Source organism: Saccharopolyspora taberi (assembly GCF_039534165.1).
GTDB classification, from domain to species: domain Bacteria; phylum Actinomycetota; class Actinomycetes; order Mycobacteriales; family Pseudonocardiaceae; genus Saccharopolyspora_D; species Saccharopolyspora_D taberi.
This window is the reverse complement of record NZ_BAAAUX010000011.1, coordinates 73,930-89,673: the sequence shown is the minus strand read 5'-3', so window position 1 is coordinate 89,673 and position 15,744 is coordinate 73,930. Positions and strand designations below refer to the sequence as shown.

The window sequence follows — 15,744 nt, the reverse complement described above, 5'->3', positions numbered from 1 at the left end:
TGAATGCGGTGACAACGATGCGGGTGCGAATCCGTCCGCGGTTGCCAAAAGTCTTTGTGCGCAGCGGATTCGTGGATTCGCGGGAATCGACGCTAGCACCGCGCGGAGACCTCGGGAAGCGCTGGCGAAACGCTCAAGGCGGGCTCAACCCGCGCAGCGGCGAAAGCGATTTCCGTTCGCCTGATTGCGTTTCGCGGTGACCGGCTCCTATTCATCTGGGGTCACACCTTGCCCCACGACGCGGAGGAGGCCCGCGATGTCTGTGGCCGGTTTCGGCGGTCCGCTGTGGCCGCGGACGCGGGTGCTGGGGCTGAGCCCCGTCGGAGCCGCCGACGCCCAGCTGGTGTCGGCGGTCTCGCGCGGCGGCGGTCTCGGCGTGCTCGACCTCGGCGCCGACCGCGCGCGGGCCACCGAGGCGGTGTTGCGCGTCGGCGCCGCCACGGCGGCGCCCTTCGGGGTGCGCAGCGGCCCCGGCTGCGCGCTGGAACCCGGTGAGGTGCTGGGCGGTCCCGGCGTCGCGGCCGTGGTGCTGGGCCAGGGATCGCCGTGGACGATCGGCGCGCTCGCCGCCGAACTCCCGGTCCGCGGCCGGATCGTGTTCGCCGAGGTCACCAGCCTGGACGAGGCGTTGAGAGCGGTGTCCGACGGCGCCGACGGGCTGATCGCGCGCGGCAGCGAAGCCGCGGGCCGGGTCGGCGACCTGACGTCCTTCGTGCTGTTGCAGCAGTTGCTCGGCGATCCGCGGGTGGATCTGCCGGTGTGGGTGTGCGGCGGGATCGGCCCGCACACCGCGGCCGGGGCGGTGGCCGGTGGTGCGGCCGGGGTGGTCCTGGACAGCCAGCTCGGGCTGTTCCCGGAGAGCAGCGCCCCGCGCCGGTTCCGGTCGGTGCTGGAACGGGCTGACGGGTCGGGCACAGTCGTGGTCGACGGCCACCGCGTGCTCGCCGATTCCGATCTCCCGCTGGGACAGGACGCCCACCTCGCATCGCGCTTCGCGCGTCGGTACGACACCGCAGAGCGAGCCGTGCGCGATATCTCGGAAATCCTTGCGGGACAACCGGATTCCATCGATCCGATGGACCAGGGCGATCCGCTGTGCCGGTCGCTGGGGGCGGAGCTGCCGATCGCGCAGGGACCGATGACCCGGGTCAGCGATCAGCCGGGCTTCGCCCGCGCGGTCGCCGAGGCGGGTGCGGTCCCGTTCATCGCGGTCTCGCTGGCCGACGGCACCCGGACCGCCGACCTGCTGCGCCGCACCGCCGAGGAGGTCGGCGATCGGCCGTGGGGCGCGGGAATCCTCGGTTTCGTCCCGGACGAGCTCCGCGCCGAGCAGCTGGCGGCGATCCGCGCGGTCAAGCCCCGATGCGTGCTCATCGCAGGCGGCCGGGCGTCCCAGGCCGTGGAGCTGGAGGCCGAAGGCATCGCGACCTACCTGCACGTCCCGTCGCCGATCCTGCTGCGGCAGTTCCTCGACACCGGTGCGCGGCGCTTCGTCTTCGAGGGCTTGGAATGCGGCGGTCACATCGGACCGATGTCGAGCTTTTCCCTGTGGGAAGCGCAACTCGACGTGCTGGGCGAGTACCTGGACGAGCATCCCGACGCCGAGGTGGAGGTGTTGTTCGCCGGCGGTGTCCACGACGCGCGCTCGGCGGCGGTCGTGGCGGCCATGGCCGCTCCGGTCGCCCGCCGGGGCGCCGGTGTCGGCGTGCTGATGGGCACGGCGTACCTGTTCACCGAGGAAGCGGTGCGCCACGGCGCCATCACCGAGCTGTTCCAGCGGCAGGCCCTCGAATCCGAGGCGACCGACACGCTCGAAACCGCTCCCGGTCACCAGACGCGGTGCCTGCGAAGCCCGTTCGTGTCGGAATTCCACGCGGCGGAGGCGGAACTGCGGAACCTGGGCGTGCCCGCGCAGGAGCGCTGGCAGCGGCTGGAGGAGTTCAACACCGGGCGGTTGCGGGTCGCCAGCAAGGGAATCCGCCGCGACGGCGCGGACCTGGTGGCCGTAGACGAGCAGGAGCAGCTGGCCTCGGGCATGTACATGGCGGGCCAGATCGCGGTGCTGCGCGAGGAGATCACCGACATCGCGGCGCTGCACCGCTCGGTGACCACCGAGGCCGCCCGGCTGCTGCGGAGCCGGGGCGGGCGGGCCGTCGTCCGGCAGCCGGAACCGCGGCCCAAACCGCTCGACGTCGCCATCATCGGCATGGCGTGCGCGTTCCCCGGCGCACCCGACCTGCCCGCGTTCTGGTCGAACGTGCTGCGCGGGGTGGACTCGGTCACCGAGGTGCCCGCCGAGCGCTGGGACACCGGCGTCTACTACCGGCCCGGCGGCGAGCCGGGGACGTCGTCGTCGAAGTGGGGCGGGTTCCTGCCCGGGATCCCGTTCGACCCGACCTCGTTCGGCATCCCGCCTGCGTCGATGGGCAGCATCGACCCGGCGCAGCTGGTCAGCCTGGAGATCGCCCGGCGGGCGCTGCACGACGCCGGGTACTCCCGGCGCCCGTTCGACCGCGACCGCACCAGCGTGATCTTCGGCGCGGAGTCGGGCGGCGACTTCGCCGACGCGGGGGTGCTGCGGGCGCTGCTGCCCGCCTACCTCGAGTCGGTCCCGCCGGAGCTGCTGGACCAGCTGCCGAGCCTGACCGAGGACTCGTTCCCGGGCACCCTGGCCAACGTCATCGCCGGCCGCATCGCCAACCGCCTGGACCTGGGCGGCGCGAACTGCACCGTGGACGCGGCCTGCGGCTCCTCGCTCGCCGCACTTGACCTGGCGTGCAAGGAACTCGCGCAGGGCACCGGGGACATGGTGCTGTGCGGCGCGGTCGACCTGCACAACGGCATCAACGACTACCTGATGTTCACCTCGGCGGGAGCGCTCTCGCCGACCGGCAGGTGCCGCCCGTTCGACTCCGCCGCCGACGGGATCGCCCTCGGCGAGGGCGTGGCGTGCCTGGTGCTCAAGCGGCTCGCCGACGCCGAGCGGGACGGGGACCGGGTGTACGCGGTGATCCGGGGCGTCGGCGCGGCCAGCGACGGCCGGTCGCTGGGCCTGACCGCGCCCCGGCCGGAGGGCCAGTACCGGGCGCTGGAGCGCGCCTACCGGTCCGCCGGGATCGCGCCGTCGGAGGTGGGGATGGTCGAGGCGCACGGGACCGGCACCGTCGTCGGCGACGGCACCGAGCTGTCGACGCTGACCCGGTTCTTCGCCGAGGCCGGTGCGGAGCCGGGCGGCTGCACCCTCGGGTCGGTCAAGAGCCAGATCGGGCATACCAAGTGCGCGGCCGGGATGGCGGGCGTGATCAAGGCCGCGCTGTCGCTGTCGTTCGGCGTGCTGCCGCCGACGCTGCACCTGCGGGAGCCGAATCCCGCCTGGGACCGGGAATCCAGCCCGTTCCGGTTCACCTCGTCGGCCCGGCCGTGGACCGCGCCCCGCCGGAAGCGCGTGGCCGGGGTCAGTGCCTTCGGCTTCGGCGGGACGAACTTCCACGCCGTCCTGACCGCGGGTTCCGACGCGCCCGCTGCCCGGCACGGGCTGCGGGACTGGGACAGCGAGCTGTTCCTGTTCTGCGGCGAAGATGCCGAGCAGGCGATGCGGGACGTGCTCTCGACCCTCGAAGCGGGCGATCCGCAGCTGCGCGATGTGGCTGCCGCGGCGGCGGAACGGGGCTCCGGGCCGGTCCGGTTCGCCCTGGTGGTCTCCGACCTGGACGAGCTCGCGTCGGCGCTGCGCGCCGCGCTCGCCGGGGAACGGCACCCAAGCGTCCTGGTGGCAGAGGCCAGCGCGGAGCCGGGCAAGGTCGCGTTCCTGTTCCCCGGGCAGGGGAGCCAGCAGCCGGGCATGCTCGCCGAACTGTTCGTGGCCTTCCCCGAACTGCGCCACTTCCTCGACGCCGATCCCGATGTGGCAGCGGCGATCTACCCACCGCACGCCTTCGACGCGGACACGGCCGCCGAGCAGTCCGCACGGCTGCGCGACACGCGCCGCGCGCAGCCGGCGCTCGGGATCGTCGAGTCGGCGCTGTGCGCGATGTTCGGCCTGCTGGACGTGCGGCCGGACATGCTGGCCGGTCACAGCTACGGCGAACTGGTCGCGCTGTCGGCGGCCGGGTCCTTCGACCTCCCCGCGCTGCTGCGGCTGAGCCACCGGCGGGCGGAGGCCATCCTTTCGGCCGCGGGCGAGGACCCGGGTGCGATGGCGGCTGTCCGCGCGTCCGCGGGCGAGGTCGCCGAAGCCCTCCGCGACGTCGATGTCGTCGTGGCCAACCACAACTCGCCGGAGCAGGTCGTGATCTCCGGTGCCACCGAGGCGATCGGGACGGCCGTCGAAGTCCTCAGGTCGCGGTCGTTCGCGGTCAAGGAGCTGCCGGTCGCGTGCGCTTTCCACAGCCCGCTGGTGGCCGGGGCGGAGGCCGAGTTCGCCGCCGCGCTCGCGCGGGAACGCGTGCGGGCACCGCGCAAGCCGGTCTGGTCCAACCGGACCGCCCGGCCGCACGGCGACGATCCGCGCGCGGCGCTCGCCGGGCAGATCGCCGCGCCGGTCCGGTTCGCCGACCAGATCGAGGACATGTACGCCGCGGGCGCGCGGACGTTCGTCGAAGTCGGGCCGGGGACCGCGCTCACCGGTTTCGTCCGGTCGGTGCTGGGGGAGCGGGCGCACACCGCGATCTCCTGCGGCACCGGCCCGGGGCTGCGCGGTCCGCTGACGGCGGTCGCGCGGCTGGCGGTGGCCGGTGTGGAGGTGGACCCGGAGTGGCTGTTCCGGGGACGGACCGGAGCCGGCGTCGAACCGGCGGACTGGGTGGTCGACGGCCACCGCGTGCACCGGGCGGACGGAGCAGCGGTCCCGAACGGGCTGACCCCCGCACGCAGAATCACCCTCGCAACGGAGTCCACTGTGCACGATCGGGAACAACTCGTCAGCGAATTCCTCCGCAGCAGCCGGGAAGCGGTGGCCGCGCAGCGCGATGTGCTGCTCGGCTACTTCGGCGTCGCCGAGGCGCCGCCCGCTCCGGAGGTGCCCGCGGAGGAGGCCGAGCCGCTGCCGGTGCCGGAACCGCGCCCCGCCGAGGAGGACGGGGAGGTCGACGCCCGGCGGACGGTCGTCGAGGTGATCGCCGGGCGCACCGGTTACCCGGCCGAGATGATCAGCGGCGAGCTGGACCTGGAGGCCGACCTGTCGATCGACTCGATCAAGCGCACCGAGATCGCGGGCCTGCTGCTGGCCGAGCTCGGCCTGCGGGACGCGGTGAGCGCGGCCGGTCAGGACGAGCTCAGCCGCGCCCGGACGGTGAACGCGATCGTCAGCTGGATCGAGGAGCACCTGGACCCCGGCGTGCAACGGCTGGTGATGCGCCCGGTCCCGGCCGCGGAGCTCTCCAACCACGACGCCTACGACCTCCAGGACAAGGTCGTCGTGCTCGTGCACGACCCGTCCCAGGAAGCGCTTTGCGACGCCTTGCGGGCGGAACTCGCGCGCTACGGCGCCTCGGTGGTAGGTGTGCCCGCGGGCGAGGCGCCGCCGAGCGGGGTGGACGCGGTCCTGTGCCTGACCCCGCTGGCCGGAGCTGACGAGCCGGTGGCGCCGCAGGTCTTCTCCCTGCTGCGCGACTCCGGCGACGGGACCGCGGTGCTCGTGGCCTCGCCGCTCGCGACACCGCCACCGGAGCACGCCGCCGGGTTGCGGGGACTCCTGCGCGCGGCGGCCAGGGAGCGGGAGGACCTGGCGGTCAAGCTCGTCGAGTCCGACCCGGACGAACCGGCTCCGGCCCTGGCCAAGGAGCTGGTCGCCGAACTGCGCACCGACGACCGGATCGCGGTCGTGCAGCGCCACCAGGACCGGCGCATGGCGTACCGGCTGGAACCGGCTCCGCTGCGGGGAAACCCCGGCGCGCAGGACCTCGGCCTGGACCAGGAATCCGTGGTGCTGCTGATCGGCGGGGCGCGCGGGATCACCGCCCGGACCGCCGTGGAGCTGGCGAGGACCACCGGTTGCCGCATCGAGCTGGCGGGCCGCACGCCGTGCGAGCCGGAGGACGCCGCCACGCGCGACCTCGCCGACCCGCAGGACCTGCGGCGGGTCCTCGCGGGCGAGGGCCGCCCGCTCGCGGAGGTCGAGCGGCAGGTGCGGGCCGTCCTCGCGCGCCGGGAGGTCGCGCGCACGCTCGACGAGGTCCGGGCCGCCGGGGGCGAGGCGACCTACCACTGCGTGGACGTCCGCGACAGCGCCGCGCTGATCCAGCTGGTCAAGGACCTGCACACGCGGCACGGCAGGCTCGACGGCGTCGTGCACGCCGCCGGTGTCATCGACGACGGGCTGATGGCCGACAAGGACGACGCCTCGTTCCGCGCGGTCTTCGGCACCAAGGTCGACGGCGCCAGGGTGCTGCTGGACGCGCTGACCCAGCTCGGCGTGCGCCCCGGGTTCGTCGTGTTCTTCGGCAGCATCGCCGCCGTCCTCGGCAACCGGGGCCAGACCGACTACGCCGCCGCCAACGACGCGCTGGACTCGCTCGGCGCCGCGTGGTCGGCCCGCACCGGCAACCGGGTGCTGACCGTCCACTGGGGACCGTGGGCGCCGTCCGGGGAGCACGGCGGGATGGTGTCGGCCGAACTCGCCCGCGAGTACGAACGCCGGGGCGTGCGGCTGATCGATCCGGGTCAGGGGCCGGGATGCCTGCTGCGCGAGCTGGCCTTCGGCGACGCCGGATCCGTCGTCTACGCGGCGTCGACGTGGTGACCCGGCAGGAACCGGTCGCCATCGTCGGCATGGCCGCGATGCTGCCGGGAGCACCGGACCTCGCCACCTACTGGCACAACCTCGTCGCCGGGGTCGACGCGGTGACCGACGTCCCCGGGCACCGCTGGGATCCGGCGTTCCACGGCGGTCCGCGGCCCGCCTCGCCGGACCGCACCTACTGCCACCGCGGCGGGTTCCTGCCCGAGGCGGTCGAGGTGGACGTCGTCTCGCACGGCATAGCGCCGAACTCGGTGGACGGGATGGAGCCCGACCAGCTGATCGCGCTGAAGGTCGCGGCCGACGCCGTCGAGGACGCCGGTGGCCGCTCGCGGCTGGGCGATCGCTCGCGCGTCGGCGTCGTCCTCGGCCGGGGCGGCTACCTCGCCCCCGGTCTGGTGCGGTTCGACCAGCGGGTGCGGACCGTGCGGCAGGTGCTGCACACCCTGGGCGAGCTCATGCCCTCGATCGACCCGGACGTGCTGGGCCAGGTGCGGGAAGCGCTGCTGGAGCCGATCGGCCCGGTGCAACCGGAGTCGACCATCGGGCTGGTGCCGAACCTGGTGGCCTCCCGGGTGGCCAACCGGCTGGACTTCGGCGGCGGCGCCTACGCGATCGACGCCGCGTGCGCGTCTTCGCTGATCGCCGTGGACCAGGCGGTGCGGGAGCTGACCAGCGGGCGCTGCGACGCGGTGCTCGCGGGCGGTGTGCACCACTGCCACGACGACACGCTCTGGTCGATGTTCAGCCAGCTCGGCGCGCTCTCGCCGTCGCAGGCGATCCGCCCGCTGTCGCGCGACGCGGACGGGCTGCTGCTCGGCGAGGGAACCGGCGTGGTGGTGCTCAAGCGGCTCGCCGACGCGCGCCGCGCGGGTGACCGCGTGTACGCGGTGATCAGGGGGACCGGCACCTCCAGCGACGGCCGCGGGAGCAGCCTGCTCAACCCGGACTCCGGAGGTCAGCGGCTGGCGCTGCGGCGCGCCTGGGAAGCGGCCGGGCTGGATCCGGCCGAGCCGGGCTCGGTCGGCCTGCTGGAAGCGCACGGCACCGCGACGAAGGCGGGCGACGAAGCCGAGATCGGCACCCTGGCCGAGGTCTTCGGCGCCGACGGCCCGCCTGCGGTGATCGGCTCGGTGAAGTCGATGATCGGCCACACGCTGCCCGCCGCCGGAATCGCCGGGCTGATCAAGGCGGCGCTGGCGGTCCACCACGCGACCCTGCTGCCGACGCTGCACTGCGCGGAACCGAATCCGATGCTGGAGACGACGAGATTCCGCACCATCGGAACCGCTCGGCCGTGGGAGGACCGGCTCCGGAGAGCGGCGGTAAACGCCTTCGGGTTCGGCGGGATCAACGCGCACGTCGTCATCGAAGCCGAAGGCGACCCCGCGCCCGTCCGCGCGTCGGTGTCCGAACCCGAGCGCGTACTCCGGCTTTCCGCCGGGGACGCCGAGCAGCTGCGCGGGCTGCTGGACCGGCCGGACCGCGAGGTCCTGGCGGCGGAACCGGGCACCGGACCGTGCCGCGTCGGGCTGGTCGATCCGACCGAGCGGCGGCTGTCGGTGGCCAGGAAGGTCGTCGCCCGCGGGCAGAGCTGGCGCGGGCGCAACGACGTCTGGTTCAGCACCGACCCGCTCCTCGCGCAGCCGGGGAGCCGGACGGCGTTCGTCTTCCCCGGCCTGGAGGCGGAGTTCCGCCCGCGCTGCGACGACATCGCCGCGCACTTCGGGCTGGCCGCGCCGGAGGTCTCGGCCGGTGACCTGGCAGCGCACGCGGACGGAGTGACCGGCGTCGGCAGGTTCCTGGCCGACGTGCTGCGCCGCGCCGGGGTCCGGCCGGACGCGCTGGCCGGGCACAGCGTGGGGGAGTGGACGGCGATGGCCGTCGGCGGGATGCACGTCGACGACGGCACCGCGCTGGAACGCTTCTGGCCCGACGGTTTCCGGGTGCCCGAAGTGGACTTTGTCGCCCTCGGGTGCTCCGCGCGGGAGGCGTCCCGCCGGATCGCCGAAGAGCCGGAGCTGGTCGTCTCGCACGACAACGCGCCGAGGCAGTCGATCGTGTGCGGAGCGCCGGACGCCGCCGAGCGGCTGGCCCGCTCCTGCCGGGCCGACGGGGTGTTCGCGACGCGGCTGCCGTTCCGGTCGGGGTTCCACACCGTGATGTTCCGGCCCTACCTGGCGCCGTTCGCGCGCCTGCTGGCCGAAACCGAGCTGCGCCCGTCGGAGGTGCCGATCTGGTCGGCCACCACGGCCGCGCCCTACCCGGACGACCCGGGCGAGGTGCGCGCGCTCTACCTCGACCACCTGGTCCGCCCGGTGCGGTTCCGGGAGCTGGTGGAAGCCATGCACGAAGCGGGTTTCCGCGCGTTCGTGCAGATGGGCCCGGGCCAGCTCGGCTCGTTCATCGGCGACACCCTCGGCGACCGGCCGCACCTGGCGGTCAGCGCGAACTCCGGTCTGCGGTCCGGCATGGCGCAGTTGCGCCGGGTGCTGACCGCGCTGTGGGTGGAGGGCGCGGAACCGGACTTCGCCGCGCTCGGACCCCGGACGCGGCCGACGGTGTCGCTGAACACGGCCACGGCGTTGCTGTCGGTCGCGCCCCGTGCGCGCGGCCTGCTCGACCACGCCGCCGAACGGCGGCCCACCTCGCAGGGGCTCGCCGCCGAACTCTCACCTGCCGAACACCGGCCCGCCGCGAACGGGCTCGCCGCCGAGTTCGACGAGCTGCTGGCGCAGACCAGGCAGGCCGCCGCCGAGGTGCTTGCCGCGTCGCGCCGGCGGCCGCGGTCCCGCACGGCGACGCTGCCGGTCTCGCTGGAGTCGATGCCGTACCTGCGGGACCACCGCTTCTTCCGGCAGCGGGAGGACTGGCCGGACGAGACCGACCGCAGGCCGGTGGTGCCCGCGACCACGCTGGTGGAGCTGGTGCTCGCCGAGGTCGAGCGGGCCTGGCCGGACGGCGTCGCGGTCGCCGTGCACGACGCGCGGTTCCACCGCTGGCTGGTCGCCGCGCCCGCCCGGCAGGTGCCGGTGCGGATGGAACGCGACGGCTCGCGGGTGTCGGTGACGGTCGGCGAGTACGCCACGATGACCGTCGAACTCGGCGCGGGCTACCCGCTGCGCCCCGCGGCGTGGAACCCGGAGCCCACCGGTCCGGTGCCGCTGACCGCGGAACGGGTCTACCGGGACCGGGAGATGTTCCACGGTCCGCGGTTCCAGGGGATCACCGCCATCACGTCGATGGGCGAGCGGCACATCACCGGCGAGATCACCGCTCCCGCCGCGCCCGGCGCGCTGCTGGACAACGCGGGACAGCTGCTCGGCTGCTGGATGCTGGCCCGCGAGTCCGAACGGCTGCTCGCCTTTCCCCGCAGGATCGGCAGGATCACGTTCTCCGGCCCGCACCCGCCACCGGGAGCGGTGCTGGAATGCCACGTCCGGGCGGCGACCCCGGACCCCTCGACGCTGGAGATGGACGCCCAGCTCGTCTACAAGGGACGGACGTGGGCCGAGGTCCGGCAGTGGCAGGACGTCCGGCTCGACTGCGACCGGCGAGCCCACCGCGCGTACGCCTTCCCCCAGCGGAACATGCTTTCCGAACAGCGCCCCGGAGGCTGGACGGCGGTGGTGGACCGCTGGCCCGGCCCGGCCTCGCGGGACATCTACGCCGGCGTCTACCTCAGCGCTGCGGAACGCGCGGTCTACGAGGAACTCGCGCCGGATCGGCAGCGGGAATGGCTGCTCGGGCGCATCGCGGTCAAGGACGCCGTGCGGTCGTGGCTTTGGGCGCGAGGGGAGAAGTCGGTCTACCCGGCCGAAATCCGGGTCGACGACGACCTGCGGGTGACCGGATGGCACCGGGAGCTGCCCGCGCTGGCGGTGTCCGCGGCCTGCGACCGCGATTTCGCGGTCGCGCTGGCGCGCGTTCCCGGTGCCGCGGCACCCGGCATCGACGTGCGGGAAATCCGTGCGCACTCCTTGACCGAAGCGGAACGACGGCTGCTGACCACGCAGGACGCACTGTGGTCGACCCGGCTCCGCGCGGCCAGGGAAGCCGCTGCGAAAGCCGTCGCGCGGCCCCCGCAGGACCTTGTCGTGACCGAGATCGACGAGACCCGCGCGAAGGTCGCGGCGGGGGAACGCGTTCTCGTCGTCGAGCACGACACCGCCCGCGACGCGGTGGTCGCCTGGACCGCAGAAGAACAACGAGAGATCACCCTGGAGAACCGGTCATGACGCTGAACCCGACCTTCCCGGTCGTCGCAGGCCTGCTGAGCTCGCTGGTCGGCGACGCCGAGGTGCTCGGCACCGAGATCACCCCCAAGACCACCTTCCACGACGACCTCGGCCTGGAAAGCGTCGACCTGGTGACCTTCGCGGGCATCCTCGCCGAGCACTTCGGCGAGCAGGTCAACCTCGCCGAGTACCTGGCCGACAAGGCGCTCGACGAGGTGATCGCGCTGACCGTCGGCGACATCGCCGACTACGTGGCCGCCCGCACCGCGTCTGGGAGCTGACACCATGCCGGAACTGGTGGTCAACGGACTGCGGACGAACTACCAGCTGATCGGCGGGGCGGGCGAGCCCACCGAGTCGGTGGTGTTCCTGCACGGCATGGGGACCGACAGCCTCGCCAGCTTCCACCTCACGCTGGCCGCGCCGGTCTCGGCCGCGGGCGTGGACGTGATCAGCTACGACCTGCGCGGGCACGGCCGGACCGACCGGCCCGCCAGCGGCTACACCATCGGCGACTTCGTGACCGACCTCGAACAGCTGCTGGCCGCGCTGGACGTCCGCCGCCCGGTGCACCTGGTCGGCAACAGCTTCGGCGGCACCATCGCCTACAGCTTCGCCGCCGCGCACCCGGAGCGGGTCCGCAGCCTGGTGTGCATCGAGGCGGAGCCGCCGACCGAGTCGTGGGCGGACAAGATGCGCCGCACGCTGGCCAACACCGTCGAGTTCCTCAGCAGCGAAGCCAACTTCGACTGGATCGAGAACAACTACAGCGCGCACCACCGGCGGCTGGCCCGGATGGCGGCCGAGCGCATCACCTCGACGACGATGGCCGAGGAAGTGCCGCGCGGACCGCTGATGAGCATGGAGGAGGTCCGCGCCATCGACTGCCCGGTGCTGTCCATCCTGGGCAGGCAGGGCTACCAGTCCGACGGGCTCGACGCGCTGACCTCGCTGCTGCCGCGGGGAGAGCTGTTCGTCTTCGACGACGAGGGCCATTCGGTCCTGGTCGAACGGCACCGCCAGGTGCGGTCGATCCTGCTGGACTGGATCGGCAGGCACGCGCCGGGGCCGGCATGAGCAGGTTCCTGTTCGTCGTGCCACCGCTGACCGGGCACGTCAACCCGCTGCTGGGCGTGGCGGCCGAACTGCGCGGCCGCGGCCACTGCGTCGCCTGGGCCTGCCCGCACCCGCCTCCGGAGGAGCTGCGCGGCGAGCCGGACGTCTACCCGGCGGGCGGGGCCGACGCGTTCGAGGTCGCCAAACGCCCCACCGGACTGCGCGGGTTCGCCGCGCTGCGCTTCCTGTGGGAGCAGTACCTGATCCCGCTCGCGGACGCGATGGTTCCCGGTGTCGACGCGGCAGTCCGGGACTTCGCCCCGGACGCGGTCGTGGCCGACCAGCAGGCGTTCGCGGGCGCGCTCGTGGCCACGCGGGCCGGACTGCCGTGGGCGACCTCGGCCAGCACCTCGTCCGAGCTGACCGATCCGCTCGGGTCGATGTCGAAGGTGGCGGGCTGGATCGAGCACCTGCAGGACGGCCTGCGCATCCGGCACGGCCTGCCGGCCGGGACGGGGGAGGACTTCCGCTTCTCGCCGCGGCTGGTCGTCACCTTCAGCACCGAAGCGCTGGCCGGGCCGCCCGCGGTCGAACTCGACGGCGAGCTGCGCTACGTCGGGCCTTCGCTGACCGGACGGTCCGATGTGGACCTGGAAGCGCCGGATTCCGGGAAACCGCTGGCGCTGGTCACCCTCGGGACCGCCAACGCCGACGTGTCCGGGAGGTTCCTCGCCGAATGCGTCCGCGCGCTGGGCGGGCTCACCGCCGACGTCCACGGCGTGGTGGCCGACCCGGCCGGACTGCTGACCGACGTTCCGCCGGGAGTGCTGGTCGCGCGGCGGATTCCGCAGCTCCGGCTGATCGAGCGCTCCGCGCTGGTGGTCTGCCACGGCGGGCACAACACGGTCTGCGAGAGCCTGTGGCACGGTGTTCCGCTTGTGGTGGCGCCGATTCGGGACGACCAGCCGGTGCTCGCGCAGCAGGTCGTGGACGCCGGCGTCGGGCGCAGGCTGCGGTTCGACCGCGCGACCGCGCGCGACATCGGAGACGCGGTTCTGGACGTGCTGGGCGAACCGGCCTACGCCGAGCGAGCGCGGGAGATCGGTGCCTCGTTCCGGCGGGCGGGCGGTGCACCGGCCGCGGCGAGGCACCTGGAAGCGCTCACCACGCACGGATAGTGCGCACGGCCTCGCCGGTCGCCGGCTCGGCGATCTCGCGCACCGCGGACCGGTAGAGCGGGTCGATCCGGTACCGGCTGGCCGCCGAGACGGAGTCGGTGACGACCGGATCGGTCAGCCGGTGCTCCACCAGGCGCTCCAGGATCTGCTCGGCCTCGCCCACCGGGACCTCCAGCACACCCGCGGCCCACCGGACCGACATCGACTCCTGCTCCGGAGCGCGCCGGACCAGCTCGAACAGGGCCTCCCGCTCGGTGCGGCCGAGCGCGGTCAGCACCCGGCGCACGCTGCGCGCGAGCTCGTCGTCACCGAAGGCGAGGCGGTTCTCCCGGACCCGGCGCAGCACCCGCGCGATCGACCAGTGCGGACGCCGCCGCAGCAGCGAAGCCAGCGACGCCACCGCGATCGGCAGCCCGGAGCAGCGGGTCAGCAGCGCCCGCGCCTCCTCGGGTTCGCGTTCGATCCTGGTGTCGCCGACCCGGAAGGCGAACATCTCCAGCAGCTCCCGGGTGCCGAGCCGGGGCAGCTCGACGATCGTGGTGGCCAGGTCGACCGGGATCCGGGACGGGCAGGCCAGCAGCACCGCCCCGACCGGGGAGTTCGGGCGCAGCAGGGCGGCTTCGGCGCGGTCGCCGACGTTGTCGGCGAAGACCAGGATCCGCGCGCCGGTCGTGCAGTCCTGGAACCGCCGGACGCGTTCGTGCAGGTTGTCCGGAACGCGGTCGTCGGGCCGCAACGCCTTGAGGAAACCGGCCAGCGCCTCGGAGGCGTTCTGGACCGACAGGTCGGCGTGCAGCTGGCCGTCGGGGAACAGGTGGCTCACCCGGTTCGCCAGCCGGGCGCAGAACGCGGACTTGCCCGACCCGGGGGAACCGACGATCGCCACCGCGCCCGGCTCGCCGGTCAGCGCGGCCTCGGCGATGCGCAGTTCGCGGGTGAATCCGGCGAAGCCGGCCGGGTCCGGCGGGAGCTGGGCCGGTGCCTCGCACAGGCGCGCGGTGTCGGCCGGGGACTCGGCGAGGACCTCGCGGTAGGCCGCCTGCACCGACGGTCCCGGTTCGCCGACGCCGTCGTCGAGCCGCTTGCGGCGCAACCGGTGGAAGACGTCGATGCCCTCCGAACGCCGTCCCACGGCGGCGAAGGCCAGCAGCAGGCTGGTGTAGAGCCCCTCGTGCCTGCCGTCCTCGCGGGTGATCCGGTCGGCCTGGTCCAGCACCGCCTGCGGTCGCTCCTGGCGCAGGCACGACCGCAGGTACCGGTCGAGCACGTCGATGCGGATCGCGTCGATGCGGGCCTTGTGCTGCTCCAGGACCGGGCCGAGCGAGACGTCGGCCAGCGCCTCACCGCGGCACAGCGCCAGCGCGGAGGTGTCCGGCTCCTCGGCGTCGCGGTGCGCGAGAAGATCGCCGAGGTCGAGCCGTGCGCCGTCGAGGCGGTAGCCGACCCGGGAGACGTGGGTGAGCGCCCCGGCCGGGCAGATCACCTTGCGCAGCTGGGAAACGTAGGTCTGGATGGTCCGGCAGTGCTTGTCGGTCGGGGCCGTCCCCCACAGCTCCCGGGTGATCGTCTCGATCCGCACCACCGAACCGGGTTCGGCCGCGAGCAGGACGAGAAGCCTGCGCAGCTTCGGCTGGGACGGGGTGACGATCTCGTCGCCGCGCAGCACTTCCAGCGGCCCGAGGACGTTGATTCGCAGACTCATGCGGCTCTCCTGCTCGGTGACAGGTGCGAAACCAACTCGTCCCGGCGGGCGAGCGCAGCCGGGACGAGTGGTGGTGCGGGGTGGGTCACTTGATGTTGGTGAGCTTGACCTGGGCGGTGTTGTCCGGTCCGGTCGAGTTCATGTTGATCAGGCCGGTGAACTGGCCGCAGCCGTCGCTCCACTCCGACAGCGCGTACGGGGCGCTGGCCAGCTCGCCGCCCTCGGCGGGCACGAACGGGGTGGTGGAGTTCAGCACCAGCGACGGCGGCTGCTTCTGCACGCAGTCCGGGCCACCGCCGAAGGGCATGCCGATGGCGGTGATGTTCTGCAGCCGGATCTGCAGCGGCAGGTCGAAGGCCACCTTGCCGTTCTGGATCTTGCCGTGGGACGGGGCCGACTCGAAGAACTCGACGTCGACCTCGCTGTCGAAGGTGCCGAACGCCTTGAACTTCACCCGCGGCACGCTGGTCTGCCGGAACTGGCTGGTGAACTCGCCGGTGGCGCCGTTGAGCTGGACGTCGACCACACCCTCGATCGGGATGTCGGCGTTCATCTTGACCACGTGCGCGGTGCCGGAGACCTTGTAGTGCAGGTCGATGGCGGCCTCGGCGGTGCCGGGGGTCACCACGGCACCCACCAGCGCGGCGGCGGTGCCCAGCGCGGCGACCCCGCCGACGGCCTTGCGTTGGATTCGCGTCATGTGCGGATCTCCTGGATATGAGTGGGAACACCGGCGTCCGGCCGGTGGGAATGGACTGTGCACCGTCGGGAAAGGACCGTGCGTGCCCTGGGAAAGGACTGTGCACAGTGGAGGGATGGCGGTGGCCCGCGGCG

General features: G+C 73.4%; 7 protein-coding genes. 5 read left to right on the top strand and 2 right to left on the bottom strand.

Going from position 1 to position 15,744, the window contains the following annotated elements; genetic code table 11:
- Positions 1-256 precede the first annotated feature (256 nt).
- Genes ABD691_RS09560 through ABD691_RS09540 form a run of 5 tightly spaced genes read left to right on the top strand, consistent with a single transcriptional unit; the run spans position 257 to position 13,208 of the window.
- Positions 257-6,739: an SDR family NAD(P)-dependent oxidoreductase gene (locus ABD691_RS09560; protein ID WP_344679168.1), complete on the top strand. Its 6,483-nt coding sequence runs from the start codon at positions 257-259 to the stop codon at positions 6,737-6,739.
- Positions 6,736-10,974, top strand: coding sequence for a beta-ketoacyl synthase N-terminal-like domain-containing protein (locus tag ABD691_RS09555; protein WP_344679167.1), 4,239 nt, complete (start codon positions 6,736-6,738; stop codon positions 10,972-10,974). Before ABD691_RS09560 ends, ABD691_RS09555 begins: the two co-directional genes overlap by 4 nt.
- The gene (locus tag ABD691_RS09550; protein WP_344679166.1) at positions 10,971-11,255 is read left to right on the top strand and encodes an acyl carrier protein; all 285 of its coding nucleotides are present in this window, start codon (positions 10,971-10,973) and stop codon (positions 11,253-11,255) included. Before ABD691_RS09555 ends, ABD691_RS09550 begins: the two co-directional genes overlap by 4 nt.
- Positions 11,256-11,259: 4 nt before the next feature.
- A complete protein-coding gene (locus ABD691_RS09545) occupies positions 11,260-12,051 on the top strand; it encodes an alpha/beta fold hydrolase (RefSeq protein ID WP_344679165.1) in 792 nt (263 codons plus the stop codon).
- Positions 12,048-13,208 (top strand): glycosyltransferase, encoded by a 1,161-nt coding sequence (locus tag ABD691_RS09540; RefSeq protein ID WP_344679164.1) that lies wholly within the window; start codon positions 12,048-12,050, stop codon positions 13,206-13,208. The genes ABD691_RS09545 and ABD691_RS09540 overlap by 4 nt, the downstream gene beginning before the upstream one ends.
- Here the strand turns inward: ABD691_RS09540 and ABD691_RS09535 are convergent.
- Both ABD691_RS09535 and ABD691_RS09530 read right to left on the bottom strand, forming a co-directional pair.
- Positions 13,192-14,910 (bottom strand): AfsR/SARP family transcriptional regulator, encoded by a 1,719-nt coding sequence (locus ABD691_RS09535; protein WP_344679163.1) that lies wholly within the window; start codon positions 14,908-14,910, stop codon positions 13,192-13,194. The genes ABD691_RS09540 and ABD691_RS09535 overlap by 17 nt on opposite strands.
- Positions 14,911-14,995: 85 nt before the next feature.
- On the bottom strand, positions 14,996-15,610 hold the full coding sequence (locus ABD691_RS09530) for a hypothetical protein (RefSeq protein WP_344679162.1): 615 nt from the start codon (positions 15,608-15,610) through the stop codon (positions 14,996-14,998).
- Between the last annotated feature and the right edge of the window lie 134 nt (positions 15,611-15,744).